General features: G+C 66.2%; 24 protein-coding genes. 21 read left to right on the forward strand and 3 right to left on the reverse strand.

What is annotated here, in order from left to right; genetic code table 11:
- Window positions 1–44 precede the first annotated feature (44 nt).
- Window positions 45–863, reverse strand: a complete 819-nt coding sequence (gene map / locus LDO27_RS20795; protein ID WP_222203386.1) for a type I methionyl aminopeptidase — start codon at window positions 861–863, stop codon at window positions 45–47.
- Window positions 864–1,187: 324 nt separating this feature from the next.
- Here map and rpsB point away from each other — a divergent pair, with 324 nt between their 5' ends.
- The 16 genes from rpsB (at window position 1,188) to LDO27_RS20875 (ending at window position 17,286) form a co-directional block, all read left to right on the forward strand.
- On the forward strand, window positions 1,188–1,931 hold the full coding sequence (gene rpsB / locus LDO27_RS20800) for a 30S ribosomal protein S2 (protein WP_222203385.1): 744 nt from the start codon (window positions 1,188–1,190) through the stop codon (window positions 1,929–1,931).
- 267 nt (window positions 1,932–2,198) lie between these two features.
- Window positions 2,199–3,077, forward strand: coding sequence for a translation elongation factor Ts (gene tsf / locus LDO27_RS20805; protein WP_222203384.1), 879 nt, complete (start codon window positions 2,199–2,201; stop codon window positions 3,075–3,077).
- Between the two features lie 284 nt (window positions 3,078–3,361).
- Window positions 3,362–4,072 (forward strand): UMP kinase, encoded by a 711-nt coding sequence (pyrH, locus tag LDO27_RS20810; RefSeq protein ID WP_222203383.1) that lies wholly within the window; start codon window positions 3,362–3,364, stop codon window positions 4,070–4,072.
- Window positions 4,073–4,181: 109 nt separating this feature from the next.
- Window positions 4,182–4,742 carry a ribosome recycling factor gene (gene frr / locus LDO27_RS20815; RefSeq protein ID WP_222203382.1) on the forward strand — a complete coding sequence of 187 codons (561 nt, stop codon included), beginning with the start codon at window positions 4,182–4,184 and terminating at the stop codon, window positions 4,740–4,742.
- 53 nt (window positions 4,743–4,795) lie between these two features.
- Entirely contained in the window at window positions 4,796–5,569 is a 774-nt protein-coding gene (locus LDO27_RS20820) for an isoprenyl transferase (RefSeq protein WP_222203381.1), read from the forward strand.
- 33 nt (window positions 5,570–5,602) lie between these two features.
- Window positions 5,603–6,424, forward strand: coding sequence for a phosphatidate cytidylyltransferase (locus LDO27_RS20825; RefSeq protein WP_224043772.1), 822 nt, complete (start codon window positions 5,603–5,605; stop codon window positions 6,422–6,424).
- Window positions 6,425–6,435: 11 nt separating this feature from the next.
- Window positions 6,436–7,620, forward strand: coding sequence for a 1-deoxy-D-xylulose-5-phosphate reductoisomerase (locus LDO27_RS20830; RefSeq protein ID WP_224043774.1), 1,185 nt, complete (start codon window positions 6,436–6,438; stop codon window positions 7,618–7,620).
- Window positions 7,621–7,698: 78 nt separating this feature from the next.
- Window positions 7,699–9,075, forward strand: a complete 1,377-nt coding sequence (gene rseP, locus LDO27_RS20835) for an RIP metalloprotease RseP (protein WP_224043776.1) — start codon at window positions 7,699–7,701, stop codon at window positions 9,073–9,075.
- Window positions 9,076–9,207: 132 nt separating this feature from the next.
- Window positions 9,208–11,508, forward strand: coding sequence for an outer membrane protein assembly factor BamA (bamA, locus tag LDO27_RS20840; RefSeq protein WP_222203375.1), 2,301 nt, complete (start codon window positions 9,208–9,210; stop codon window positions 11,506–11,508).
- 13 nt (window positions 11,509–11,521) lie between these two features.
- A complete protein-coding gene (locus LDO27_RS20845) occupies window positions 11,522–12,046 on the forward strand; it encodes an OmpH family outer membrane protein (protein WP_224043779.1) in 525 nt (174 codons plus the stop codon).
- A 34-nt stretch (window positions 12,047–12,080) separates the two neighbouring features.
- On the forward strand, window positions 12,081–13,187 hold the full coding sequence (gene lpxD / locus LDO27_RS20850) for a UDP-3-O-(3-hydroxymyristoyl)glucosamine N-acyltransferase (protein WP_224043781.1): 1,107 nt from the start codon (window positions 12,081–12,083) through the stop codon (window positions 13,185–13,187).
- Entirely contained in the window at window positions 13,184–13,636 is a 453-nt protein-coding gene (gene fabZ / locus LDO27_RS20855; protein WP_222203368.1) for a 3-hydroxyacyl-ACP dehydratase FabZ, read from the forward strand. The genes lpxD and fabZ overlap by 4 nt, the downstream gene beginning before the upstream one ends.
- A gap of 73 nt (window positions 13,637–13,709) precedes the next feature.
- Complete coding sequence (gene lpxA / locus LDO27_RS20860; RefSeq protein ID WP_222203367.1) at window positions 13,710–14,513, forward strand: acyl-ACP--UDP-N-acetylglucosamine O-acyltransferase; 804 nt, start codon at window positions 13,710–13,712, stop codon at window positions 14,511–14,513.
- A gap of 35 nt (window positions 14,514–14,548) precedes the next feature.
- A complete protein-coding gene (gene lpxB, locus LDO27_RS20865; RefSeq protein ID WP_224043845.1) occupies window positions 14,549–15,739 on the forward strand; it encodes a lipid-A-disaccharide synthase in 1,191 nt (396 codons plus the stop codon).
- A complete protein-coding gene (rnhB, locus tag LDO27_RS20870; RefSeq protein ID WP_222203365.1) occupies window positions 15,739–16,479 on the forward strand; it encodes a ribonuclease HII in 741 nt (246 codons plus the stop codon). The genes lpxB and rnhB overlap by 1 nt, the downstream gene beginning before the upstream one ends.
- Window positions 16,480–16,503: 24 nt before the next feature.
- Window positions 16,504–17,286 carry a TrmH family RNA methyltransferase gene (locus LDO27_RS20875; RefSeq protein ID WP_224043783.1) on the forward strand — a complete coding sequence of 261 codons (783 nt, stop codon included), beginning with the start codon at window positions 16,504–16,506 and terminating at the stop codon, window positions 17,284–17,286.
- Window positions 17,287–17,308: 22 nt separating this feature from the next.
- Here the strand turns inward: LDO27_RS20875 and ppsR are convergent, their stop codons facing one another.
- Window positions 17,309–18,160 (reverse strand): posphoenolpyruvate synthetase regulatory kinase/phosphorylase PpsR, encoded by an 852-nt coding sequence (ppsR, locus tag LDO27_RS20880; RefSeq protein ID WP_222203363.1) that lies wholly within the window; start codon window positions 18,158–18,160, stop codon window positions 17,309–17,311.
- A 378-nt stretch (window positions 18,161–18,538) separates the two neighbouring features.
- On the opposite strand from ppsR, the gene ppsA reads away from it, so the two are divergent.
- The 3 genes from ppsA to LDO27_RS20895 all read left to right on the forward strand — a co-directional run bounded on the left by ppsA (window position 18,539) and on the right by LDO27_RS20895 (window position 22,460).
- Complete coding sequence (gene ppsA, locus LDO27_RS20885; RefSeq protein ID WP_224043784.1) at window positions 18,539–20,932, forward strand: phosphoenolpyruvate synthase; 2,394 nt, start codon at window positions 18,539–18,541, stop codon at window positions 20,930–20,932.
- A 127-nt stretch (window positions 20,933–21,059) separates the two neighbouring features.
- Complete coding sequence (locus LDO27_RS20890) at window positions 21,060–21,494, forward strand: NfeD family protein (protein WP_224043785.1); 435 nt, start codon at window positions 21,060–21,062, stop codon at window positions 21,492–21,494.
- Window positions 21,495–21,530: 36 nt separating this feature from the next.
- A complete protein-coding gene (locus LDO27_RS20895) occupies window positions 21,531–22,460 on the forward strand; it encodes an SPFH domain-containing protein (protein WP_222203358.1) in 930 nt (309 codons plus the stop codon).
- A 34-nt stretch (window positions 22,461–22,494) separates the two neighbouring features.
- On the opposite strand, the gene smpB is transcribed toward LDO27_RS20895, so the two are convergent.
- Window positions 22,495–22,947 (reverse strand): SsrA-binding protein SmpB, encoded by a 453-nt coding sequence (smpB, locus tag LDO27_RS20900; RefSeq protein WP_224043786.1) that lies wholly within the window; start codon window positions 22,945–22,947, stop codon window positions 22,495–22,497.
- Between the two features lie 183 nt (window positions 22,948–23,130).
- On the opposite strand from smpB, the gene LDO27_RS20905 reads away from it, so the two are divergent.
- Window positions 23,131–23,568, forward strand: coding sequence for a type II toxin-antitoxin system RatA family toxin (locus tag LDO27_RS20905; protein ID WP_222203354.1), 438 nt, complete (start codon window positions 23,131–23,133; stop codon window positions 23,566–23,568).
- The gene (locus LDO27_RS20910; protein ID WP_224043787.1) at window positions 23,555–23,938 is read left to right on the forward strand and encodes an RnfH family protein; all 384 of its coding nucleotides are present in this window, start codon (window positions 23,555–23,557) and stop codon (window positions 23,936–23,938) included. The genes LDO27_RS20905 and LDO27_RS20910 overlap by 14 nt, the downstream gene beginning before the upstream one ends.
- Window positions 23,939–23,955: the final 17 nt, after the last annotated feature.

Genomic DNA, 23,955 nt, shown 5'->3' on the forward strand with positions numbered 1-23,955 from the left:
TGTCGCCCGCGAAAACAACAAGGGCGCCTGCCGGCGCCCGTTCGTCAGGCCGCGACCGGATCTGTCACGAAGGCGGGCGGGGCCTGCGTGCCGGCCGATACCGTCAGCACCTCGTAGCCGGTGTCGGTCACCAGCACGGTGTGCTCCCACTGCGCCGACAGGCTGCGGTCGCGGGTCTTCACCGTCCACTGGTCCGGCATGGTGCGGATGTCGCGCTTGCCGGCGTTGACCATCGGTTCGATGGTGAAGATCATGCCGGCCTGGATCTCCATGCCGGTGCCGGGACGGCCGTAGTGCAGGATCTGCGGGTCCTCGTGGAAGTTCTTGCCGATGCCGTGGCCACAGTATTCGCGCACGATCGAATAGCCGGCGCTCTCGGCATGCTGCTGGATGACGTGGCCGATATCGCCGAGGCGGGCGCCCGGTCGCACCTGGGCGATGCCCTTCCACATGCATTCGAAGGTGATCTGCGCGAGGCGCTTGGCCAGGATCGAGGCTTCGCCCACCAGGAACATGCGGCTGGTGTCGCCGTAATAGCCTTCCTTGGTGATGACGGTGATATCGAGGTTGACGGCGTCGCCGTTCTTGAGCACGCGGTCGCCCGGAATGCCGTGGCAGATCACGTCGTTGACCGAGGTGCAGATCGCGCCGGGGAAGGGCGGATAGCCCGGGGGCGCGTAATTGAGCGGCGCCGGCACGGTACCCTGCACGTCCCGCATGTAGGCATGGCACAGGCGGTCCAGCTCGCCGGTGGTGACGCCCGGCTTGATGAAGGGCGTGATGTAGTCGAGGACTTCGGAGGCGAGCCGGCAGGCGACGCGCATGTTCGCGATGTCTTCGGCGGTCTTCAGGTGAATGCTCATGCTGCGGGGCGGGAATAAGTGACGCACTAGCCGCTGGCCAGGGCGGTATTCAAATGGCAAAGTGGGATTATCGCACCATCGGACGGGGGATGGCACCCGGCACCGCGCGGGCGCAGCCGCATGGCCCGGCGGCGGCGCGATGGAATGGTGCTTGAGCGAGTGTGGACTTTGTTGCTACAATCGCGGGCTGGCTTGGCGCCGACCGTGGTGGTCGCCGTCAGGTCCAGTGAAATCAATCAGTGAAATCGCAAGTCAGCCCATCCGGGGTGTTCCTTTTCAGGAATGTCGGGGCTGGCTTAAGACCAAACCCTATTGGAGAGCTTTATGTCCGTCACCATGCGCGAAATGCTGGAAGCCGGTTGCCACTTCGGCCACCAGACCCGCTTCTGGAACCCCAAGATGGCTCCGTTCATCTTCGGCCATCGCAACAAGATCCACATCATCAACCTCGAAAAGACCCTGCCGATGTACCAGGACGCGCTGAAGTATGTGCGTCAGCTGGCGGCGAACCGGGGCACCATTCTTTTCGTGGGTACCAAGCGCCAGTCGCGTGAAATCCTCGCCGAGGAAGCCGGCCGCGCCGGCATGCCGTACGTCGATGCCCGCTGGCTCGGCGGCATGCTGACCAACTTCAAGACCGTCAAGATCTCGATCAAGCGCCTGAAGGACATGGAAGCCGCCAAGGAAGCCGGCGCGCTGGAAACCATGAGCAAGAAGGAAGCGCTGATGTTCGAGCGCGAAATGGACAAGCTGCAGAAGTCCATCGGCGGCATCAAGGACATGGGCGGCGTGCCCGACGCCATCTTCGTGGTGGACGTCGGCTACCACAAGATCGCCGTGACCGAAGCCAACAAGCTGGGCGTGCCCGTGATCGGCGTGGTCGATACCAACCACTCGCCCGAAGGCATCGACTACGTGATCCCCGGCAACGACGACTCGAGCAAGGCCGTGGCCCTGTACGTGCGCGGCGTGGCTGACGCGATCCTGGAAGGCCGTGCCAATTCCGTGCAGGAAACGGTCGAGGCAGCCCGCGGCGGCGACGAGTTCGTCGAAGTCGAAGAGGCCTGAGGCCCTCTCGCCCAAGGGACCCCATAGCGCATCAGGCAGCGAACGCTCGAACCGGGCCACAGGCAGGGACATCTTGCCGGTGAGCCATGCGTGGCCGGGGTCTCCGGCGACAGAAGGGGGCGCCATCCGACGCCCCCTTTTTTTGAATTGTTGTCATCCGCGGCAGGCATGCTTGAGCGCGGGTGAGGTTGAACACCACTCAGCCGCCGTCCCGGCATTCGTACAGTCGTACAGGGGCGTCGGCGCGAACCATTCAAGGAGTGACAAATGGCGGCAATTACCGCAAGCATGGTGGCTGAACTGCGCGCGAAGACCGACGCGCCGATGATGGAGTGCAAGAAGGCCCTGACCGAAGCCGACGGCGACCTGAACAAGGCCGAAGAGCTGCTGCGCGTCAAGCTGGGCAACAAGGCCAGCAAGGCCGCTTCGCGCGTCACCGCCGAAGGCGTGGTGGTGTCGTTCATCGAAGGCACCACGGGCGCGTTGGTCGAGCTGAACTGCGAGACCGACTTCGTCTCCAAGAACGACGACTTCCTGGCCTTCGCCGCCAAGGTGGCCGAGCTGGTCGCCAAGCAGAGCCCGGCCGACGTGGCCGCGCTGTCGGCGCTGGAAATCGACGGCGTGTCCGTCGAGGCGACCCGCACCGCGCTGATCGGCAAGATCGGCGAGAACATCGCGATCCGCCGCTTCCAGCGCTATGCCGACGGTGGCAAGCTGGCTGCCTACCTGCACGGCACCCGCATCGGCGTGATGGTCGAGTTCGACGGCGATGACGTCGCCGCCAAGGACGTGGCCATGCACGTGGCCGCCATGAAGCCGGTGGCGCTGTCGGCCGCCGACGTGCCTGCCGAGCTGATTGCCAAGGAGCGCAGCATCGCCGAGCAGAAGGCCGCCGAGTCGAACAAGCCGGCCGACATCGTCGCCAAGATGGTCGAGGGTTCGGTCCAGAAGTATCTGAAGGAAGTGTCGCTGCTGAACCAGACCTTCGTGAAGAACGACAAGCAGACCGTCGAGCAGATGCTCAAGGCCGCCAACACCACCGTCAAGGGCTTCACCCTGTACGTGGTGGGCGAGGGCATCGAGAAGCGCCAGGACGACTTCGCCGCCGAAGTGGCCGCGCAGGTCGCCGCCGCGCAGAAGGGCTGAGCCTGAAGGCGGTGTGGTCCGGCGCGCAGATGGCGCCGGGCGGGGCCGCCGTATAATCCCGAGGGGCACCGCAAGGTGCCCCTCGACGCAATGACAGTGCGCGCGGGGCGGCCATACCCGCTGCGCGCACGAGCCTGCTTTCGTCGTCGTCCGTTCCGACCGTACGTGGTGCCCCGAGGCAGCGCGGCGCGGCGCCGGGCGACGCGGAAAGCCGGCTTGGCCGGGGCGGCACGAGCGCCCGCGGCCGACGTCCAGATCGAGAATTGAACCAGCCCGGGGTGAAAATGCCAGCCTACAAGCGCGTCCTTCTGAAACTTTCCGGCGAGGCCCTGATGGGCGACGATGCCTTCGGCATCAACCGGTCCACCATCGACGGCATGGTCAACGACATTGCCGAGATCGTGAAGCTCGGCGTGCAGGTGGCGGTGGTGATCGGCGGCGGCAACATTTTCCGCGGCGTCGCGGGCGGCGCGGCCGGCATGGACCGCGCCACGGCCGACTACATGGGCATGCTGGCCACCATGATGAATGCGCTGGCGCTGCAGGACGCGATGCGCCACGCCAACGTCGAAGGCCGGGTCCAGTCCGCGCTGCGCATGGACCAGGTCGTCGAGCCCTATATCCGCCCCCGCGCCATCCGCCAGCTCGAGGAGGGCAAGGTGGTGATCTTCGCCGCGGGCACCGGCAATCCCTTCTTCACCACCGACACCGCCGCCGCGCTGCGCGGTGCCGAGATCGGCGCCGAGGTGGTGCTCAAGGCCACGAAGGTCGACGGCGTCTATACCGCCGACCCGAAGAAGGACCCCAGCGCGACGCGCTACACCACCATCAGCTTCGACGAGGCCATCTCGCGCAACCTGCAGGTGATGGACGCCACCGCCTTCGCGCTGTGCCGGGACCAGAAGCTGCCGATCAAGGTGTTCTCCATCGTCAAGCCGGGCGCGCTCAAGCGGGTCATCCTCGGCGAGGACGAAGGTACGCTGGTACACGTATAAGCGCCGCCATGGCCGGCCACAGGGTGGCGGGCACAACGGCAAAGAGTAGAATGATTTGTTTTCGATCCCGCGGGTCGGGATCATGGCTGTCAGATTTCCGGAGGTTATGATGAGCGTCGCCGACACCAAGAAGAGCGCCGAGCAGAAGATGCAAAGGACCATCGAAGCGTTCAAGGCCGATCTGGCCAAGATCCGCACGGGTCGCGCCCACACGGGCCTGCTCGACCATATCCAGGTCGATTACTACGGCTCGCCGGTGCCCATCGGCCAGGTGGCCAACGTCGGCCTGGCCGATGCGCGGACCATCACGGTCCAGCCGTGGGAAAAGAAGATGGTGGGCGTGGTCGAGAAGGCCATTCGCGACAGCGACCTGGGCCTGAACCCGTCCACGATGGGCGAAGTCATCCGCGTGCCGATGCCCGCGCTGACCGAAGAGCGCCGCAAGGAACTGACCAAGGTCGTCAAGGCCGAGGGCGAGGGCGCCAAGGTGGCGGTGCGCAACCTGCGCCGCGATGCCAACGAGCAGCTCAAGAAGCTGGTCAAGGACAAGGCCATTTCCGAGGACGACGAGCGCCGCGGTCAGGACGATGTCCAGAAGATGACCGACAAGTTCGTCGCCGAGATCGACCGCATGGTCGCCGAGAAGGACAAGGAGATCATGACGGTTTGAAGCGTCGGGCGGCCCTTGCGGCCGCCCGAGCGCGTCGCGCCGTCCCCATACCCATGCAGCACGTCAGCTCCACACTCGCGATTCCGGACACCGGCTACGTGCCACGACACGTGGCCATCATCATGGACGGCAATGGCCGCTGGGCCACGCAGCGGCATTTGCCGCGGGTGGCCGGCCACAGCCGCGGGCTGGATGCGGTGCGCGCCGTGGTCGAGGCCAGCGCCGCGCGAGGCGTGCAGTTCCTGACGCTGTTCGCCTTCAGCTCCGAGAACTGGCGGCGCCCGGAGGACGAAGTCTCCTTCCTGATGCGGCTGTTCATGATGTCCTTGCGTCGCGAGGTCGTCAAAATGCACGCCAACAATATCCGCCTGCGCGTGATCGGCGATCTGTCCAAGTTCAGCCCGCGCATCCAGCAACTGATCCGCGATGCGGAGAAGCGCACCGCCGGCAATACCGGCCTGACGCTGACCATCGCCGCCAACTACGGCGGCCGCTGGGATCTGCTGCAGGCCATGCGTCAGATGCTGGCGCGCAATCCGATGATGGACCCCGCGACGCTGGACGAATCGGTGCTCGCGCCGCATCTGGCGATGGCTTATGCGCCGGAGCCGGACCTGTTCATCCGCACCGGCGGCGAACAGCGCATCAGCAATTTCCTGTTGTGGCAGCTCGCCTATTCGGAGCTGTACTTCACCGACGTGTTCTGGCCGGACTTCGACGCGGCCGAACTGGACAAGGCGTTCGCCTCGTACCGCCAGCGCGAGCGCCGTTTCGGCCGTACCAGCGCGCAGGTCATGGCGCCGTCCGGCCTGTCCGGCACCGCCTGACCTTTCCACCACCACTTCCGGGACCCGCAGCGCATGCTCCTTACCCGTGTCATCACCGCCCTGTGCCTGTTGCTGCTGATCCTGCCGATCCTGTTCCTCGGCCCGCCGCCGGTGCTGGCCGGGCTGATGGCCGTGATCGTTGCCCTGGCCGGGTGGGAGTTCGGCAGGCTGATCGGGTTGCGCCGCTTCTGGCCCTATGTATACGGGCTGGCCTGCGTGATCGCGATGATTACGTGGCATGACCTGCCGGGGCGCCACGCCATGCTGTGGCTGTTGCAGGCCGCCGTGGTCTGCTGGGGCATTGCCGTGATGCTGCTCTCCTGCGGCGTGCGCAAGCCTTCGCCGCTGATCTCCGTCGTGGTCGGCGTGATCGGTCTGATCATCCTGCCGGCCTTCGGCCATGCCACGCTGCTGCTGCGCGACCTGGGCATCGGCGTGCTGCTGTCGGTGGCCGTACTGGTGTGGGCCGCCGATATCGGCGCCTATTTCGTCGGCAAGGCGATCGGCCGGCGCAAGCTGGCGCCGACCATCAGCCCGGGCAAGTCCTGGGAAGGCGCGCTGGGCGGCTGGGCATGCGCGCTGGTGGTGGCGCTGGTCCTGGCGACCACGCAAGTGTTCGCGCCGACCTGGTTCTCGCGCGTGGCCCAACATTCCGGCCTCGTCAGCGTGGTGCTCGTGGCGACCCTGCTGGTGGTGGCGAGCGTGGTCGGCGACCTGTTCGAGTCCCTGCTCAAGCGCCAGGTCGGCAAGAAGGACAGCAGCCGCCTGCTGCCGGGCCACGGCGGCGTGCTGGACCGCATCGACGCGCTGATTCCCGTGTTCCCGCTGGCCGCCCTGATTGCGTATTACCTGTGAATTTGCCTGATATGCGTCGCATCACCGTTCTCGGCGCCACCGGTTCCATCGGCGACAGCACGCTTGACGTGGTCAGGCGCCATCCCGAGCGGTATGCCATTCACGCGCTGACGGCGCACAGCCAGGCCGACAAGCTGGCCCGGCGCTGCATCGAATTCCGTCCCGCCCGCGCGGTGGTCGGCACGCCCGAGGCGGCCGCCACGCTCGAGACGTTGCTGCGCGCGGCCGGCGTGCCGACCGACGTGTCGCACGGCGAGGATGCGTTGGCGGAAGTGGCGGCGGACGACGGCGCCGATACCGTGATGGCCGCCATCGTGGGCGCCGCCGGGCTGCGGCCGACGCTCGCCGCCGCCCGCGCCGGCAAGCGCGTGCTGCTGGCCAACAAGGAAGCGCTGGTGATGTCCGGCCGCATCTTCATGGACGCGGTGCGCGAGCACGGCGCCACGCTGCTGCCGATCGACAGCGAGCACAACGCCGTGTTCCAGTGCCTGCCCGCCGACGATCCGCGCTACTGCGCCGGCGTGTCGCGGGTAATGCTGACCGCGTCGGGCGGCCCGTTCCGCACGCGCGAGCCGTCCACGCTGCACGACATCTCCCCCGACGAGGCCTGCGCCCATCCCAACTGGGTGATGGGGCGCAAGATCTCGGTGGACTCGGCGACGATGATGAACAAGGGCCTGGAGGTCATCGAGGCCCACTGGCTGTTCGGCGCGCCGGCCGAGCGCATCGAGGTGCTGATCCACCCGCAGAGCATCGTGCATTCGATGGTCGCCTATGCGGACGGCTCGGTGCTGGCGCAGCTCGGCAATCCCGACATGCGGACCCCCATCGCCTACGGTCTCGCCTATCCCGAGCGCATCGACGCCGGCGTGACGCCGCTGGACCTCGCCCGCGCCGGCACCCTGAGCTTCGAGACGCCCGACCTGTCCCGTTTTCCCTGCCTGGGCCTGGCCTTCGACGCGCTGCGCGCGGCGGGCGTGGCGCCCGCCGTGCTGAACGCGGCGAACGAAATCGCCGTCGAGGCCTTCCTGCGCAAGGCCATCCGGTTCACCGACATCGCCGCCATCGTCGCGCGGGTGCTCGAGCGCGCCGCGCAGCCCGCCGACGCCGCGGCCTCGCTGGAAGGCGTGCTCGCTGCCGACGCCGAGGCGCGCCGGCTGGCCCGCTCGCTGCTGCCGGCCGGGGCGCTGTCCTGACCCGCGCGGGCCGCCACCACGCCACCGCCGTGGCAGCCAGCATCCACCGATAGCACCAAAGGCCAAGCCGAACCCGTCATGCAAACCGTCCTCGCCTTTGTCGCCGCACTGTGCATCCTGATCTATGTGCACGAGATGGGCCACTATCTTGCCGCGCGCGCGTGCGGCGTCAAAGTGCTGCGTTTCTCGATCGGCTTCGGCCGTCCGCTGCTGCGCTGGGTCTCGAAGAACCGCGACCGGACCGAATGGACCATCGCCGCGATCCCGCTCGGCGGCTACGTCAAGATGCTCGACGAGCGCGAGCGCGACCCGGTCCACGATCCCGCCATCGACCCGGCCGAACTCTCGCGCTCCTTCAACCGCCAGCCGGTCGGCAAGCGCTTCGCCATCGTGGCCGCGGGCCCGTTCGCCAACTTCCTGCTCGCGGTGGTGCTGTACTTCACGCTGTTCGCGGGCGGCATGCAGGAGCCCGCGCCCATCGTGTCGGCGCCGCCGGCGGGCAGCGTGGCCGCGCAGGGCGGCCTGCGCGACGGCGACCGCGTGCTGTCGCTGACCGCCAATGGCGAAACCGAGACGGTCCGCTCGTGGAACGACCTGCGCATGGCGGTCTTCGCCCAGGGCTTCGGCGATGCCGCCGCCACGCTGCGCGTGCGCGGCGCCGACGACGCGGAGCGGGATGTCGCGCTGTCGCGCCTGCCCAATACCGGCGGCAATCCCGAGCAGGACCCGCTGGCCACGCTGGGCCTGGCGCTCAAGGGCGGCCCCGTCACGGTCAGCGAGGTGCTGGAGAATTCCGCGGCCGCGCGGGCCGGCCTGCGCCAGGGCGACCGCGTCGTGGCTTTCGAGGGCAAGCCGCTGTCGCAGGCCGGCGAACTGATCCGGGCGGTGCGGGCAAGCCCCGGCGCCGACGCGGTGCTCGGCATCGAGCGCGACGGCAAGGCGCTGGACGTCAGCGTGAAGCTCGATACGGTGCCCGGCCAGGATGGGGCCAGCGCCGGCAAGCTCGGCGCCGCGCTGTCGCAGGCGGTCAAGATGGAACTGGTCCGCTACGGGCCGGTGGAGGCGCTGTCCCGCGCGGCCGGCCAGGTGTGGAGCACCAGCGTGCTGTCGCTGAAGCTGCTGGGCAAGATGCTGGTGGGCCAGGCCTCGCTGCAGAACCTGAGCGGGCCGCTGACCGTGGCCGATTATGCGGGCAAGGCGGCCAACCTCGGGTGGCAGCCGTTTATCGGCTTTCTGGCGCTGGTCAGCGTGAGCCTGGGCGTCTTGAATTTGTTACCCATTCCGGTATTGGATGGGGGGCATTTGCTGTATTATTGCGTGGAATTTTTGACAGGCAGGCCTGTTCCAGATCACTGGCAGGCTGTGCTGCAGAAGGTCGGCATCGCCTGCATCCTGCTCCTGACTTCGCTCGCCTTGTTCAATGACGTCAGCCGCCTGTTTCTGGCTCGAAGCTAAAAAGCCAGAAACCCGAGTGGGCGGCGGTACGGCCGCGTCGCTCGATGCCGCCGGCCGGCACGGCATGAACGGGGCCAAGCCCGGCGAAACATCAGAGCCAAATCCTGCATGGAATCAAAGAGGGGATCAAGATTGATCAGACATAAGCGCATCTCGCTTAGCATGCTGGCGAGTGCCATCATCGCGGCCTGGACACCAGCGAGTTGGGCCGCGGATCCATTCGTCGTCAGGGATATTCGCGTTGAAGGGCTGCAGCGCGTCGAACCGGGCACCGTGTTCGGTTATCTCCCGGTCAAGGTCGGCGAAACGTTTACCGACGACAAGGGCGCCGATGCCATTCGCGCGCTGTATAACACCGGCTTCTTCAAGGATGTGCAGATCCGTGCGGAAGACGGTGTGCTGGTGGTGCAGGTGGAGGAGCGCCCGGCCATCTCGCAGCTCGAGTTCGTCGGCATCAAGGAATTCGACAAGGACACGCTGCGCCGTTCGCTGCGCGCGGTCGGCGTCGCCGAGGCCCGCTATTACGACAAGGCCCTGATCGACAAGGCCGAGCAGGAGCTCAAGCGCCAGTACGTCGCGCGCGGCTACTACGCGGCCGACGTGCAGACCACGATCACCCCGGTGGACCGCAACCGCGTCTCGGTGGTGTTCAACGTCGACGAAGGTCCGGTCGCCAAGATCCGCCAGATCAATATCGTCGGCAACAAGGCCTTCAAGGAAGGCACGCTGCGCGACGAGATGCAGCTGTCCACGCCGAACTGGCTGTCCTGGTACACCAAGAACGACCTGTACTCGAAGCAGAAGCTGACGGCCGACCTGGAAGCACTGCGCTCGTTCTACCTGAACCGCGGCTATCTGGAATTCGCCATCGAGTCCACCCAGGTCTCGATCACGCCGGACAAGAAGGACATCTTCCTGACGCTGAACATCAAGGAAGGCGAGCAGTACAAGGTGTCCGACATCCGCCTCGCCGGCGAACTGCTCGGCAAGCAGGAGGAAATGGAGAAGCTGCTGCAGCTGAAGAAGGGCGAGATCTTCTCGTCGGAGAAGCTGACGCAGAGCACCAAGGCCATCACCGACCTGCTGGGCACCTACGGCTACGCGTTCACCACGATCAACCCGCAGCCGCAGATCGACCAGGCCAACCGCGAAGTCGCGCTGACGCTGATGGTGGATCCGGGCCGCCGCGTCTATGTGCGCCGCGTCAACGTGGTCGGCAACAGCAAGACGCGCGACGAGGTGGTGCGCCGCGAAATGCGCCAGATGGAAAGCTCGTGGTTCGACAGCGAAAAGCTGACGCAATCGCAGGCGCGCATCAACCGGACCGGCTACTTCACCGACACCAACATCACCACCGAGGACGTGCCGGGCGCGCCCGACCAGGTCGATGTGAACGTCAACGTGACCGAGAAGCCGACCGGCCAGATCAGCCTGGGCCTGGGCTTCTCGTCCACCGACAAGCTGGTGCTGCAGGCCGGCCTGCGCCAGGACAACGTGTTCGGTTCGGGCACCAGCCTGGGCCTGGATGTGAACACCGCCAAGTCCTTCCGCACGATCTCGCTGACGCAGTACGACCCGTACTTCACGGTGGACGGCATCAGCCGCTCGACCGACGTGTACTACCGCACGTCGCGTCCGCTGTACTACACGGGCGACCAGGACTACCGCATCGTCTCCGCCGGCGGTGGCTTCAAGTTCGGCGTGCCGTTCTCGGAAAACGATACCGTGTTCTTCGGCATCGGCTTCGAGCGGACCGAGCTGACGGTGTCGAACAACACGCCGATCCAGTACCAGAACTGGGTCCGCGAGAACGGCGACGTCACCAACAACTTCCCGTTCACCATCGGCTGGGCGCGCGATCGCCGCGACAGCGCGCTGATTCCGACCAAGGGCCCGTATACGCAGGCCAACCTCGAAATCGGCCTGCCGGGCATCGGCGATACGCAGTACTATCGCGCCACCCTGCAGCAGCAGTACTTCTACCCGCTGTCCAAGGCCTTCACGCTGGCGTTCAACGGCGAAGTGGCCTACGGCCACGGCTACGCCGGCAAGGACTTCCCGGTGTTCAAGTACTTCTACGCAGGCGGTATCGGTTCGGTGCGGGGCTATCAGACCAGCACGCTGGGTCCGAAGGACCAGAACGGCAACCCGATCGGTGGTGCCTCGAAGATGATCGGTAACATCGAATTCATCTTCCCGCTGCCGGGCTCCGGCGTCGACCGCACGCTGCGCCTGTTCACGTTCTTCGACTTCGGTAACGTGTACCAGGAAGGCGAGGCGCCGCGCTTCAGCGACCTGAAGTACTCGACCGGTATCGGCATGTCGTGGCTGTCGCCGATCGGCCCGCTGAAGGTCAGCATGGGTTTCCCGCTGAAGAAGGACGAGACCGACAAGGTCCAGCGCTTCCAGTTCCAGATCGGCACGGCGTTCTGACCAGGATAGATTCATGAGACAAGCGAAACCTTTGATCCAATCCCTGGCCTTTGCCATGGCCGCCGGCGCGATCGCCGCGGCCACCCCGGCACTGGCGCAGGAAGCGCGCATTGCCGCGGTCAATTCCGAACGCATCCTGCGCGATTCGCAGCCCGCCAAGGCGGCGCAGGTCAAGCTGGAACAGGAATTCTCCAAGCGCGACCGCGAGCTGCAGGACATGGCCCAGAAGATCAAGGGCATGGCCGACAAGCTCGACAAGGACACGGCCGTGCTGGCCGACGCCGATCGCCAGCGCCGCCAGCGCGAGCTGGCCGACCTGGATCGCGAGTTCCAGCGCAAGCAGCGCGAATTCCGCGAAGACCTGAACCAGCGCCGCAACGAGGAACTGGCCCAGGTGCTGGAGCGCGCCAACCGCGTGATCCGCCAGATCGCCGAACAGCGCAAGTACGACCTGATCGTGCAGGAAGCTGTTTACGTGAATCCTCGCATCGACATTACCGACGATGTGATGAAAGCCCTGAACGCCGGCGGCAAGTAAGCCGCCAGCGTTCGCCGTTCAAGGAAGTACCGCGATGAATACACCCACACTGGGTCAGCTCGCCACCGATACCGGCGCGCACGTTGTGGGTGACGCCACCCTGGCCGTGCGCGGGCTCGCGCCGCTGGACCAGGCGGCCGGCGACCAGCTTTCCTTCCTCTCCAATCCCCTGTACCTGCCGCAGGCGCTGTCCTCCGGCGCCGGCGCCATCATCGTGTCGCCGGCCGATCTCGCGCAGATCCGGGAGCAGGGCGGGGCGGACGGCCGCAGCTGGCTCGTGGCGGACAAGCCGTATGTGTGTTTCGCACACATCGCGCAGCAGTTCGACCGCGCCGCCAATCACGATCCCCGCACCGGCATCGATCCGCGCGCCAGCGTGGCGCCCGATGCCGTGGTGCCGGCCTCCTGTTTCATCGGCCCGAACGTGGTGATCGAGCGCGGTGCCCGGCTCGGCGAGCGGGTCCGCATCCTGGCCAACGGCTATGTCGGTGCCGGTGCCAGCATTGGCGACGACACGCTGTTGTATGCCAATGTCTCGGTCTACCATGGCTGCGTGATCGGCGCGCGCTGCATCCTGCATAGCGGCGCGGTGATTGGCGCGGACGGCTTCGGCTTTGCGCCCGATATCCGGCCCGATGGGATGTCGTTCGTCAAGATCCCGCAGGTTGGACGCGCGGTGCTGGGCGACGACGTGGAGATCGGCGCGAACACGGCCATCGACCGCGGCGCCATGGGCGATACCGTGATCGAGGAAGGTTGCAAGCTCGACAACCAGGTCCAGATCGCGCACAACGTGCGGGTCGGCGCGCATTCGGTCATCGCCGGCTGCGCGGCCGTCGCGGGCAGCACCAAGATCGGCCGTTTCTGCATGATCGGCGGGTCGGCCAACTTTGCCGGCCACCTGACTATCGCCGACCGCACCACGGTGTCGGGCGGCACCTCGATCACCAAGTCCATTACGAAGCCGGGTGGCCATTTCACCAGCGTGTTCCCCTTCCTGCCGCATGGCGAATGGGAGCGCAACGCCGCCATCGTGCGCGGGCTGTCGAAGCTGCGCGAGCGCGTGGTGCAGCTCGAGAAGCGCCTGCGTGGCCAAGGCCCCGGACCCACTACCCAGAATACCGAAGAGAAATCGTCATGAGCCCCGTCGACATCGATATCCGCAAGATCCTGAAACTGCTGCCGCATCGCTATCCGATGCTGCTGGTGGACCGCGTGCTGGAACTTGAGCCGCAGAAATGCATCAAGACCCTGAAGAACGTGACCATCAACGAGCCGTATTTCATGGGTCACTTTCCCGAACAGCCGGTGATGCCGGGCGTGATGATCCTGGAAGCGCTCGCGCAGTCGGCCGGCCTGCTGACGTTCGGCGCCGACATGGAGCGCAAGGAAGGCGCGCTGTATTACTTCGTGGGCATCGACGGCGCGCGTTTCAAGCAGGTCGTCTACCCGGGCGACCAGCTGCACATGACGGTATCGGTCGAGCGCTATATCCGCGGCATCTGGAAATTCAAGGCCTTCGCCACCGTCGACGACAAGGTCGCCTGCGAAGCCGAACTGATGTGTACCGTCAAGCAGGCCGACGCCTGACGCCGGCGTGCCGCGGCGGCACGCCGCGCGGCACCGGCACGGACACCCGACCTCAGACCCTAGGACAGCACGCATGACGCAAATCCATCCCACCGCACTGGTCGACCCGAAAGCGGAACTGGCCTCCGACGTGACCGTCGGCCCGTTCTCCATCGTCGGTCCCAACGTGCGAATTGGCAGCGGCACGCAGATCGGCGCGCACAGCACGGTGGAAGGCCATACCACCATCGGCGCGGACAACCGCATCGGACCCTATGCTTCGGTCGGCGGCATGCCGCAGGACATGAAGTACCGCGACGAGCCGACCCGGCTGCTGATCGGCGACCGCAACCGCATCCGCGAATTCACCACGATCCACACCGGCACGGTGCAGGACGAGGGCGTGACCAGCATCGGCGACGACAACTGGATCATGGCCTACGTGCACATCGCGCACGATTGCCGCGTGGGCAACCACACCGTGTTCTCCAGCAATGCGCAGATCGCCGGCCACGTGCAGGTGGGCGACTGGGCCATCCTGGGCGGCATGAGCGGCGTGCACCAGTTCGTGCGCATCGGCGACCATGCCATGCTGGGCGGCGCCTCGGCGCTGGTGCAGGACGTGCCGCCGTTCGTCATCGCGGCCAGCGACAAGAACGGCAACAAGGCCACGCCGCACGGCGTCAACGTCGAAGGGCTGCGCCGCCGCGGCTTCGATGCCGGCCAGATCGCCGCGCTGCGCCAGGCCTACAAGCTGCTTTACAAGTCGGATCTGAGCTTCGAGACGGCACAGGCCGAGATCGGCCAGCTGATCGCGCAGTCGGACGCCGGCGCCGGCAAGCCGCTGCGCGCCTTCCTCGACTTCCTTGCCGCGACGCAGCGCGGCATCGTCCGCTGATTCCGGGCCACGCCATGTCGGACCCGATCCCGCCCATGGCGGTCGCCTCGCCGGGGCAGCCGGCCTCGCTGCACGGCACCGTCGCGATGGTGGCGGGAGAGGCCTCCGGCGACCTGCTGGCCTCGCTGCTGCTGGCAGGATTGAAGGCGCGCCTGTCCGACTCGGTCAACTATGCCGGCATCGGCGGCCAGCGCATGATGGCGCAGGGCTTCGTGTCGCACTGGCCGATGGAGACGCTGTCGGTCAACGGCTATGTGGAGGTGCTGGGCTCGCTGCGGGAAATCCTCGCCACGCGCCGCGCCATCCGCGACCGCCTGCTTGCCGAGCCGCCGCTGTGCTTCATCGGCGTGGACGCACCGGACTTCAACTTCGGCCTGGAAGTGCCGCTGCGGCGCGCCGGCATCCCGGTGGTGCACTTCGTCAGCCCGTCGATCTGGGCCTGGCGCGGCGGCCGCATCCGCACCATCGCGCGCGCGGTCGACCATATCCTGTGCCTGTTCCCGTTCGAGCCGGAAATCTACGCCAAGGCCGGAATTGCCGCGACCTACGTCGGGCACCCGCTGGCCGACGTGATCCCGATGGTGCCCGACACCATGGGCGCCCGGGCGCGCCTGGGCCTGCCCGCCGGGCGGCGCGTGGTCGCGGTGTTGCCGGGCAGCCGCCAGTCCGAGGTGCGCAATCTCGGCGCGACCTTCTTCGCCGCGATGGCACGCATGCAGCGCATGGATAGTGCGCTGACCTTTGTGGTCCCGGCCGCCAGCCCGCCGCTGCGCGCCATCATCGAGGGCCTGCATGCGCAGCATCCCGAGGTGGATGTGACCATCGTGGACGGCCAGTCGCATACGGTGATGGAGGCCGCCGACGTGGTGCTGCTCGCCAGCGGCACCGCGACGCTGGAGGCGGCGCTGTACAAGAAACCGATGGTCATCTCGTACAAGGTGCCCTGGCTGACCGCGCAGATCATGAAGCGCCAGGGCTATCTTCCGTATGTCGGACTGCCTAATATTCTTTCCGGACGCTTCGTCGTGCCCGAACTGCTGCAGGACGATGCCACGCCCGACGCGCTTGCCCGCGAGACGCTGCTGCAGCTGAACGACGAGAGCAACGGCGCCTTTCTCCGCGAACATTTCACGCAGATGCACCAGACGCTCCAGCGCAATACCGCCGACCTCGCGGCCAATGTCGTCGTGGACCTGATGGCCGCCCGGGCCGGGGCGGGCCGCTGATGGCGCGCCGCGGGTCCGCCCAGGCATCGGCGCAACTCGGGCTCGAGCTGTCGCCTGCCGCCGCCGCCGTCCAGCGCCGCTGCGGCGTGGACGAAGCGGGCCGCGGGCCGCTGGCCGGGCCGGTATTCGCGGCGGCCGTGGTGCTGAACCCGAAACGCCCGATCCGGGGGCTGGCGGACTCCAAGATCCTCACGGCGAAACGGCGCGAGGAACTGTACGAGCAGATCTGCGAGCGTGCGCTGGCCTGGCATATCGCCCAGGCGTCGGTCGAGGAGATCGACACGCTCAATATCCTGCACGCCACCATGCTGGCCATGCAGCGCGCGGTGCAGGGACTGGCCGCCAGCGGCTGCACACCTGACCTGGTGCAGGTGGACGGCAATCGCTGCCCGCAGGTGCCGTATCCGGTCGAGGCCGTGGTCAAGGGCGATGCGCTGGTCAAGTCGATCTCGGCCGCCTCCATCCTCGCCAAGGTCGCGCGCGACCGCGAACTGCTGACGCTGCACGCGATGTTCCCGCAGTACGGCTTCGATTCCCATGTGGGCTACGGCACGCCGCAGCATCTGGCCGCGCTGGCCGAATTCGGCGCCACGCCGCATCACCGCCGCTCGTTTGCGCCGGTGCGGGAGGCGCTGAGCCGCACCCCCGCCACGATGGCCGCGATGCTGGCTGCGGGCGAGCCGACCTCGTCGCTGGCAACCTTGCCGGCACTGTCGCCCGAAGCCGATTCGGCCTGGTAACCGCAGTCCCATCCCCAAGCCCCCGTGAAGCACGTCAGCTCGCGCGACAACGCGCTGTTCAAGCATCTGAAGGCCCTGGTCACGTCGACCCATCAGCGCCGCAAGGCCGGCCAATCCGTGCTCGACGGCGTGCATCTGGCCGACGCCTATCTCGGCGCGATGGGCCAGCCGGTCAACTGCGTGGTGTCCGAGCGCCATCTGGACCATCCGGAGGTCGCGCCGCTGCTGCGCCGGGTGGACAGCGACCACGTCGTGGTGCTGGCCGATGCGCTGTTCGGCCAGATCACGGGCGTGGTCAACGGCATCGACCTGATGTTCGTGATCGACACCCCGGCCGGTCATCTGCCCTCGCATATCGATACCGACTGCATCATTCTCGACGGCGTGCAGGACGCGGGCAATGTCGGCTCCATCCTGCGCAGCGCCGCGGCGGCGGGCATCCGGCACGCCTTCCTTGGCACCGGCTGCGCCTTTGCCTGGTCCACCAAGACCCTGCGCGCCGGCATGGGCGCCAACTTCCATCTGAACATCGTCGAGCACTGCACGCTGGAGATGCTCGCGCCGCGGCTGGCGGTGCCGCTGCTGGCCACCTCGTCGCATGCGGATGCCGATGTCTACGACACGGACCTGCGCGGCGCGGTGGGCTGGGTGGTGGGCAACGAGGGCTCGGGCGTGAGCCCGGCGTGGATGGAGCGCGTCTCGCGCACCGTCGGCATTCCGCAGCCGGGCGGCATGGAGTCGCTGAACGTGGCGGCCGCGGCCGCCGTGTGCCTGTTCGAGGCGGTCCGGCAGCGCCGCGGCCGCTAGCCGGCCGGTCGGGCAGGGTGGGCTAGTAGTTGTCCCGCTCGACCTTGATTTCCTGCAGGATGGTGGTGGCGATTTCCTCGATCGACTTGTGCGTCGACGACAGCCACTTGATGCCCTCGCGCCGCATCATGGCCTCCGCCTCGTTGACCTCGTAGCGGCAGTTTTCCAGGGCGGCGTATTTGCTGCCCGGGCGGCGCTCGTTTCGGATTTCGGTCAGGCGCTGCGGATCGATCGACAGTCCGAAGATCTTGCTCTTGAAGTCGTACAGCGCCGAGGGCAGGCGGCCGCGCTCGAAATCGTCCGGAATCAGCGGGTAGTTGGCGGCCTTCAGGCCGTACTGCATGGCCAGGTACAGGCTGGTCGGCGTCTTGCCGCTGCGCGAGACGCCCACCAGGATCACGTCGGCTTCGGCCAGGTTCTTGTGCGACTGGCCGTCGTCGTGCGCCAGCGAGAAGTTGATGGCCTCGATCCGGTTCTTGTACGCCTCGGTATCCGCGTTCTGGTGGAAACGCCCGATGGCGTGGGTCGATTTGAGCCCCAGTTCCTTCTCCAGCGGCTCGATAAAGGTCTGGAACATGTCCAGGATCATCGCCTTGGCGCGCCGGATCGCTTTGTTCGATTCCGCATTGACCAGCGTCGTGAACACGATAGGCTTGACGCCTTCGGCATAGAACGCCTCGTTGATCTTACCCACCGCGACATGTGCCTTTTCAGGCGTGTCGATAAATGGCATGCGCACCTTGCGGAACCGCATTTCGAACTGCGCCAGGATGGAATGGCTGAACGTTTCGGCCGTGATGCCGGTGCCGTCGGACACGATGAAAACAGTACGGACGGCCGGCTTTTCTTCGCGCGGCGCTTCGGGCGGTTGCATGTCTGGACAATTATTTGGAAGGGGTGCCCGCGAAAGTGTGGTGCGGCACGGTAGAATAGCGGCGATCTTTTCGCTAAGCAATTCTGCGGGGCGCCGGCCCGGCATCCAATCCGGGGCGAGATTGTCGACAATGGGCGGTGACAGGGCTTTCCGGCAGAGCAGTCATCCCGCCGGTCCCTCCTCGATCATGTCCGCCATGGTCGTCAACGCGCACGCATCGTCGGCCTGTCACGGCATGACAGACGATGCCGTGCGTCCCTCGGCGCCAGCCGCCGTCCCCCACGCGGGAATGCTTAGCCAAGCGATTCGTCCGGGCACAGAACGCCAACAACATACCGGGCGCAGGCGACAAGTTTCTTACTTCGTTTTGAGGCTGTTATGACCAACCAGGCCAATCCGGCAATTGACGGCGCCTACGTGCTGCCGTTCGAACAATTGCGCATGTCCGATGTGGAAGTCGTAGGCGGAAAAAACTCGTCGCTTGGCGAGATGATTTCCCAGCTCGCGCAGGCGGGCGTGCGGGTGCCCGGCGGTTTCGCCACCACCGCGCTCGCCTTCCGCGATTTCCTCGAACACAACAAGCTGACCCAGCGCATCTCCGACCGCCTCAAGGCGCTGAACGTCGATGACGTCAAGGCGCTGGCCGAAGCCGGCAAGGAGATCCGCGAGTGGGTCGCCACCGCGCCGTTCCAGCCCCGGCTGGAGCAGGAGATCCGCGAGCACTATGCGCGCGTCGCGGAGCGCGAAGGCTCGGAGGCATCGTTCGCGGTGCGCTCGTCGGCCACCGCCGAGGATCTGCCGGACGCCTCGTTCGCCGGCCAGCAGGAGTCCTACCTGAACGTCAGCGGCATCGACGACGTGCTGGACAAGATCCGCCACGTGTTCGCCTCGCTGTACAACGATCGCGCAATCTCGTATCGGGTGCACAAGGGCTTCGCCCATGACGTGGTGGCGCTGTCCGCCGGCGTGCAGCGCATGGTCCGTTCGGACCTGGCCGCCTCGGGCGTGATGTTCACGATCGACACCGAATCGGGCTTTCCGGACGTGGTCTTCATCACCTCCAGCTACGGCCTGGGCGAAACGGTGGTGCAGGGCGCGGTCAATCCCGACGAGTTCTACGTCTTCAAGCCGACGCTGCAAGCCGGCAAATACCCGATCATCCGCCGCTCGATCGGCTCGAAGCTGATCAAGATGGAATTCACCGCGCCGGGCGAAGCCGGCCGCGTGAAGACGGTCGATGTCCCGGCCGAGCTGCGCAACCGCTATTCGATCACCGACGACGACGTGTCGGAGCTGGCGAAGTACGCGATGATCATCGAGAAGCATTACCAGCGCCCGATGGACATCGAGTGGGGCAAGGACGGCAAGGACGGCAAGATCTATATCCTGCAGGCCCGCCCGGAAACGGTGAAGAGCCAGCAGGCCGGCAAGGCCGAGCAGCGCTTCAAGCTCAAGGGCACGGCGCCGGTGCTGACCACCGGCCGCGCCATCGGCCAGAAGATCGGCACGGGCCCCGTGCGCGTCATCAACGACCCGTCCGAGATGGAGCGCGTGCAGCCGGGCGATGTGCTGGTGGCGGACATGACCGACCCGAACTGGGAGCCGGTGATGAAGCGCGCCTCGGCGATCGTGACGAACCGTGGCGGCCGTACCTGCCACGCGGCCATCATCGCGCGCGAGCTCGGCGTGCCGGCCGTGGTCGGCTGCGGCGACGCCACCGACGTGCTCAAGGACGGTACGCTGGTGACCGTCTCGTGCGCCGAGGGCGACGAGGGCCGGATCTACGACGGCATGCTGGAGACCGAGATCACCGAAGTCGAGCGCGGCGACATGCCCGAGATCGACGTCAAGATCATGATGAACGTCGGCAACCCGCAGCTCGCCTTCGACTTCGCGCAGATTCCGAACAGCGGCGTGGGCCTGGCCCGTCTCGAATTCATCATCAACAACAATATCGGCGTCCACCCGAAGGCCATCCTCGACTATCCGCAGGTCGACGCGGACCTGAAGAAGGCCGTCGAGAGCGTGGCCCGCGGCCATGCCAGCCCGCGTGCGTTCTATATCGACAAGCTGGCCGAGGGTATCGCCACCATTGGCGCCGCCTTCTATCCGAAGCCCGTGATCGTGCGCCTGTCGGACTTCAAGTCCAACGAGTACAAGAAGCTGATCGGCGGTTCGCGCTACGAGCCGGACGAGGAAAACCCGATGCTGGGCTTCCGCGGCGCGTCGCGCTATATCGCCGAGGACTTCGCCGAGGCCTTCGAGATGGAGTGCCGCGCGATGAAGCGCGTGCGCGACGAGATGGGCCTGACCAACGTCGAGATCATGGTGCCGTTCGTGCGCACGCTGGGACAGGCCGAGAAGGTTATCGAGCTGCTGGCCAAATACGGCCTGAAGCGCGGCGAGAACGGCCTGCGCATCATCATGATGTGCGAGGTGCCGTCCAACGCCATCCTGGCCGAGGAATTCCTGCAATTCTTCGACGGCTTCTCGATCGGCTCGAACGACCTGACGCAGCTCACGCTGGGCCTGGACCGCGATTCCGGCATGGAACTGCTGGCCAAGGACTTCGACGAGCGCGATCCCGCGGTGCGGTTCATGCTGTCGCGCGCGATCTCGACCGCGCTGCGGCTGGACAAGTACGTGGGCATCTGCGGCCAGGGTCCTTCGGACCATCCGGACTTCGCGGCGTGGCTGGCCAAGGAGGGCATCCTGTCGATCTCGCTGAATCCCGATTCGGTGGTGGATACCTGGAAGCAGCTGGCGTCGTGAGATGGGAAGTTCCTCCCCTCTCCCGCTAGCGGGAGAGGGGGCAAGCCGGCGGACTATCTACCCCCGTAGCGCCCTCGCGTTGCGGGGGTTTTTGTTTGTGCTTTCCACCTTCAACGAAAGGAGCTTCATGGCGGCGCATTTCATCTGGTTTGCCCTGGCGGTCGTGCTGGTGATCGCGGAACTGGCGAGCCTGACCCTGTACCTGCTGATGCTGGCGCTCGGCGCGGTGGCGGCCGGCATTGGCGCCGTGTTCGGCCTCGGTGTCGGCGCGCAGATCGTGATCGCGGCGCTGGTGGCGCTGGCCGGCTTCGCGGTGTTGCGGCGCCTGCCGTATGGCAAGGTCAGGCGCGGCGCGGCGGCCACCGATCCGAGCGTCAACCTGGATATCGGCCAGGAAGTCGACGTGCCGGCGTGGGACGCCGACGGCCGCGCGCGCGTGCCGTATCGCGGCGCGCAGTGGAACGTGCAGTTGCGCGAGGGCGCGGTGCCGATGCTCGCGCCCGGACGCTACCGGATCGTCGAGGTACGCGGCAATACGCTGTTCGTCATGCCGCGCCAGTAAGCTGGCCCCATTCCTTTTCTTCGTAACGGAGCTTTCATGTTCGATGTCATTGGCAGCGCGCTGCCCCTGCTGGTTTTGATCGCCGTGATCGTGCTGCTGGCGCAGAGCCTGAAGATCGTGCCGCAGCAGCATGCCTGGGTACTGGAGCGGCTGGGCAAGTACCACGGCACGCTCACGCCCGGGCTCAATGTGGTGCTGCCCTTTATCGACCGCGTGGCCTACAAGCATGTGCTGAAGGAAATCCCGCTCGATGTGCCGAGCCAGGTCTGTATCACGCGCGACAACACGCAGCTGCAGGTCGATGGCGTGCTGTACTTCCAGGTCACCGACCCGATGAAGGCCTCGTATGGATCGAGCAACTTCGTGGTGGCCATCACGCAGCTGTCGCAGACCACGCTTCGCTCGGTGATCGGCAAGCTCGAACTCGACAAGACCTTCGAGGAGCGCGAGTTCATCAACCACAGCATCGTCAATGCGCTGGACGAGGCGGCGTCGAACTGGGGCGTCAAGGTGCTGCGCTACGAGATCAAGGACCTGACGCCGCCCAAGGAAATCCTGCACGCGATGCAGGCGCAGATCACCGCCGAGCGCGAGAAGCGCGCGCTGATCGCGGCGTCCGAGGGCCGCCGGCAGGAGCAGATCAACCTGGCGTCAGGCGCGCGCGAGGCCGCCATCCAGAAGTCCGAGGGCGAGCGTCAGGCGGCGATCAATTCGGCGCAGGGCGAGGCGTCGGCGATCCTGGCGGTGGCCGAGGCGAATGCGCAGGCGATCGAGAAGATCGGCCGTGCGATCCGGGGCGAGGGCGGCATGGAGGCCGTCAACCTGAAGGTGGCCGAGGAATACGTCAATGCCTTCGGCAATCTGGCCAAGGCCGGCAATACGCTGATCGTGCCGGGCAACCTGGGGGACATGAGTTCGATGGTCGCGTCCGCGTTGCAGATCGTCAAAGGGCACAAGGCGGGGTAGGTGGAACAGGTGCGCGGCGCGATAGGGCGCCGCGCTACTCCTTGGCGCCGCCCTTCAGAATGCGCGCCTTCTCGCGCTGCCAGTCGCGGTTTTTCTCGGTCTCGCGCTTGTCGTACAGCTTCTTGCCCTTGGCCAGGCCGATCTCGCATTTGACGCGGCCGCGGGTGTAGTGCAGGTTCAGCGGCACCAGCGTATAGCCGCGCTGCTCGACCTTGCCGATCAGCTTGCTGATCTCGTCGGACTTGAGCAGCAGCTTGCGGGTGCGCACCGGGTCGGGCGTGACGTGGGTCGAGGCGCTTTGCAGCGGGCTGATATGCGCGCCGATCAGGAACAGCTCGGCGTCGCGCACCACCACGTAGCCCTCCTTGATCTGCACGCGGCCGGCGCGGATGGCTTTCACTTCCCAGCCTTCGAGCACGATGCCGGCTTCATATCGCTCTTCGATGAAATAGTCGAAGAACGCCTTCTTGTTGTCTGCGATGGTCATGCGTTGGGGAGAGAGAGGGCGGGATGCCGGGGCGGGATGCCGCTCGGCATGTCGCAAAGGATGTCCCTTGCTCCCGTGTCGGCTAAAATCCGGATTCTAGCAAACAGACCCGGGCCGGTATTGGCTTTTGCGCGCCGCCAGGCGGTAAAGGCAGGCGAGCCGGCCGTTCGGATTGATCGAGATATGGCAGACGTCCATAAGACCGTGCTGCTCGGCTACTCGGCCGAACAGATGTATGACCTGGTCACGCGCATCGAGGACTATCCCAAGTTCCTGCCCTGGTGCGGTGGCGTGGAAGTGTTCGAGCAGACCGAGACGCTGCTCGATGCCAAGCTCCATATCCACTTCAACGGCATCAAGCAGTATTTCCACACGCGCAACACGCAGCAGCGGCCCACGCGCATCGACATGAATTTCGCCGATGGCCCGTTCAAGGCGTTCAACGGCTACTGGCATTTCATTCCGCTGCGGGCCGATGCCTGCAAGATCGAATTCCACCTGCACTACGAGTTCTCCAGCATTCTGCTGGAGAAAATCATCGGCCCGGTATTCAGCATGATCGCCAATACCTTTGTCGATGCTTTCGTCAAGCGCGCCGAAGTCGTCTATGGCGCCAGCTGATTTGCCGAGTTTGCCCAATTCGGCGTCCCCGGTTCGCGTCTCGGTCTGCTTCGCGCGGCCGGGCGAGGTATTCCTGCGGGATGTCGAGGTGCCGGCCGGCACCACGATCGCAGCGGCCATCGCGGCCTCGGGTTTGCTGCAGGCCTGCCCGGAGGTCGATCCCGCGACGATGCGCGTGGGCATTTTCAGCAAGTTGAAGACGCCGGACACGGCGGTGCGCGAAGGGGATCGGATCGAGGTCTACCGGCCGCTGCTGGCCGACCCCAAGACCGCGCGGCGCAAGCGGGTGCTCAAGACCCGCCAGGGCGGCACGCGCGAAGGGCAGAAGTGGTTGCGAGGGGCGGTGGATACGCCCGAGCAGGGCAGCTGAGCGGTCGCGGCCCCGCG

This window comes from Cupriavidus respiraculi, from assembly GCF_914271545.1.
Classification (GTDB): Bacteria; Pseudomonadota; Gammaproteobacteria; order Burkholderiales; family Burkholderiaceae; genus Cupriavidus; species Cupriavidus respiraculi.